The sequence below is a fragment of the Mesorhizobium sp. M7A.F.Ca.CA.001.08.2.1 genome, assembly GCF_003998455.1.
Lineage (GTDB): Bacteria > Pseudomonadota > Alphaproteobacteria > Rhizobiales > Rhizobiaceae > Mesorhizobium > Mesorhizobium ciceri.
Genome location: NZ_RZPW01000693.1, coordinates 1 through 3315, shown reverse-complemented (window position 1 = coordinate 3315; position 3315 = coordinate 1). Strand labels below are relative to the sequence as shown.

Below are 3315 nucleotides of genomic sequence, written 5' to 3'. Positions count from 1 at the left end.
CGCCATTCCCAAGTCACAAACCCCATGCCCCAACTCCAAAGTCCAGGTTTGATGCTGGCTGGCCCGGGGCTGGCTGGCATTTTTGATCGTCGCCGGCGTCTTAAATGTTGACTCATTTAATCCGGTATTGCACTGACTAGTAAACATGATTATTCAAGTCAAGAAATGAATCGGATTACGCAACGCCTAGCCAGACGCCCGGCACAGGAAAGGGATCCATCCAGATGAACACCCACAATCCCAACGATTTTCGCTATCGCGTCCGCCGTCCCGACGATGCCTCCCCCCGTTTCGACCGGGTTCCGCTGGCGGTACGAACCCTTTCCAGCAACACCCTGTTCCAGGGCGAGCACGAGATCGGCATCGAGCATCACGGTGCACTCTACCGGCTGAAGATCACCCGCCAGGGCAAGCTCATTCTCAACAAGTAAGACAAGGCAACAGGGACCGAGACATGGATCAGCGCGTAAAATCCGCCCCGCATGAAATCCGGCGGGCACGGACAGACAATCCGAAGACGCGCGAGCGTGATCTGGCTGCCCATCTCGGCATTTCGGAAGCCGAACTGGTCGCGGCGCATTGCGGGGACGGCGTCGTCCGCATCGAGCCGCGCGTCAACGATCTTCTGACCGGCCTCGAGGCCGTCGGCGAGGTCATGGCGCTGACCCGCAATGAAAGCGCGGTGCACGAGAAGATCGGCGTCTATGACAAGGTCGTCACCGGCACCCACAATGCCATGGTGCTTGGCGAAAACATCGACTTGCGCATCTTCCCGAAGGTCAGGGCACACGGCTTTGCCGTCGAGAAGCGCGACGGCGACGAAATCCGCCGCAGCCTCCAGTTCTTCGATGCGGCAGGCGAGGCCGTGCACAAGGTGCATCTGCGGCCGGCCTCCAGCCTCTATGCCTATCAGAAGCTGGTCGCCGCGCTCGAATCGTCCAACCAGGAACCGACGGTCGACATCTCGGGGCCACTCCCCGATGACGAGATCCATGGCGACGAAGCGGCCGCCAATCTCGACGATCTGCGTGACCGCTGGAGCCGGCTGACCGACGTGCACCAGTTCTTTGGTATGTTGAAGACGCTGAAACTAAGCCGCCGGCAGGCGGTGCGCCTGGTTGGGCAGGACTATGCCTGGCAGCTCGACAATGAGGCGGTCCGGGCCATGTTTCATCATGCCGCGGAGGGCGAGATGCCGATCATGTGCTTTGTGGGAAACCGCGGCTGCATCCAGATCCATTCCGGTCCGATCAAGTCGATCAAGCCGATGGGACCATGGATCAACGTGCTGGACGAAACCTTCCACCTGCATCTGCGCACCGACCACATCCACGAGGTCTGGGCCGTGCGCAAGCCGACCAAGGACGGTCATGTCACCTCGCTCGAGGTCTATGACGCCGACGGCAAGATGATCATCCAGTTCTTCGGCAAGCGTCATGAAGGCGAAAGCGAGCGAGACGACTGGCGCTTCCTGGCGGAAAACCTGCCGCGCATCCCAAGCCCGACCGCAGCCTGAGAAAAAATGCTATGAGTGTTTTCCCAAGATTGTCGGCTGTGCGCGGATCTATTTTGGGGCCGGTGATCGGTCTCTCCATGGCTGCTATCGCACTGCAACCCGCCAGCGCCGCGGATGGCACGGCCGTGTTTGCCGATCCTTCAAAGATCGTGGCCATTGGCGGCTCGATCACCGAGATCGTCTATGCTCTCGGCCAGGAAAAGCATCTGGTGGCACGCGATTCCACCAGCCGGTTCCCAAAGGCGGCGCTTGAGCTGCCCGATGTCGGCTATATGCGCGCGCTGTCGCCGGAGGGTGTGCTGTCGGTCGACCCGACCGGCATCCTGGCGCTGCATGGCAGCGGCCCCAAGGAAGCAGTCGATGTCTTGAAGAAGACGAGCGTGCCGTTCATCGAGGTGCCCGAGCACTACAGCCACGAAGGCATTCTCGAGAAGGTCCGCATCGTCGGCAAGGCGCTCGGCGTCGACGCCAAGGCCGAGGTGCTGGCCAAGGAGCTCGATGCCAAGCTCACGGCCGCCGAGAAGCAGACGGCTTCGATCAAGGAGCGCAAGCGCATCCTGTTCGTGCTGTCGATACAGGGCGGCAAGATTCTGGCGGCCGGCAGCGAGACCGCCGCCGACGGCATGGTCAAGCTGGCCGGCGGCGTCAACGCGGTCGAGGGCTTTTCCGGCTACAAGCAGATGTCCGACGAGGCGATCATAACCGCCAGGCCTGACGTGATCCTGATGATGAGCAATGCCGGGCCTACGGTTTCGGACGACGAACTGTTCGGCAATCCGTCGATCGCCTCCACGCCGGTCGGAACGGCGCACAAGCTGATCCGCATCGACGGCGCCTATCTGCTCGGCTTCGGGCCGCGCACGGCTGATGCCATCCACGACCTCGCTGTCTCGCTTTATGGCGGGCAGGGCACGGACTGAGCAGGCAGATCATGGTCGATCAATCGATCGCCGGCCCGGTGATGGCAAGCGTATCCGAAGGCGACCGGTCGGGCCGCGCCCGCATCGTCATCCTTCTGCTGTGCCTGGGGCTCGCGGCTGCCGTTTTTCTGTCGCTGACATCGGGGGCTTCGGACGCATCGGCCGCCAACGTCATCGGGGGCCGGCTGTTCGGCGCAGTGCCTGACGACGCCGCGTTGAGCGCCCGCGACAGCCTGATCGTCTATGACATCCGCCTGCCGCGCGTCATCCTCGGCATGCTGGTCGGCGCGGCGCTCGCCGTCTCCGGCGCGGTCATGCAGGGGCTGTTCCGCAATCCGCTGGCGGACCCCGGCCTGATCGGCGTCTCGGCCGGCTCCAGCCTCGGCGCGGTTGCCGTCATCGTGCTCGGCGCGACGATATTGGCTCCGGTGACAGTCTTGCTCGGCACGCTTGCCCTGCCGCTGGCGGCCTTCTGTGGCGGGCTCGCCACCACGCTGATGCTCTATCAGGTCGCGACGCGGCGGGGGCAAACCTCGGTTGCCACAATGCTGCTCGCCGGCATCGCGCTGGCGGCGCTCGCCATGGCGCTGACCGGCATCCTTATCTTCATGGCCGACGATCGCCAGTTGCGCGACCTGACCTTCTGGCAACTCGGATCGCTCGGTGGTGCGACCTGGGCGAAGATCGCGTCGGTAGGGCCGATCATCGTCCTGGCGCTGGCGGCGATGCCGTTCCTGGCACGCGGCCTCAACGCGCTGGCGCTTGGCGAGGCGACCGCCGGCCATCTCGGCATTCCGGTGCAGCGGCTGAAATACACGGCCATCGTCGGCGTCTCCGCCGCGGTCGGCGCATCCGTCGCCGTCAGCGGCGGCATCGGCT

At 63.7% G+C, this 3315-nt stretch carries 4 protein-coding genes; all 4 read left to right on the top strand.

Annotated features, from left to right (window positions below):
* Positions 1-224: 224 nt before the first annotated feature.
* A complete protein-coding gene (hemP, locus tag EN914_RS29185; protein ID WP_013531240.1) occupies positions 225-431 on the top strand; it encodes a hemin uptake protein HemP in 207 nt (68 codons plus the stop codon).
* Between the two features lie 23 nt (positions 432-454).
* Complete coding sequence (locus tag EN914_RS29180) at positions 455-1516, top strand: hemin-degrading factor (RefSeq protein WP_024503812.1); 1062 nt, start codon at positions 455-457, stop codon at positions 1514-1516.
* An 11-nt stretch (positions 1517-1527) separates the two neighbouring features.
* Complete coding sequence (locus tag EN914_RS29175) at positions 1528-2436, top strand: hemin ABC transporter substrate-binding protein (protein WP_127389443.1); 909 nt, start codon at positions 1528-1530, stop codon at positions 2434-2436.
* A gap of 11 nt (positions 2437-2447) precedes the next feature.
* Positions 2448-3315 (top strand): iron ABC transporter permease (locus tag EN914_RS29170; protein ID WP_164778996.1); only part of this gene is annotated, 868 nt, incomplete at its 3' end.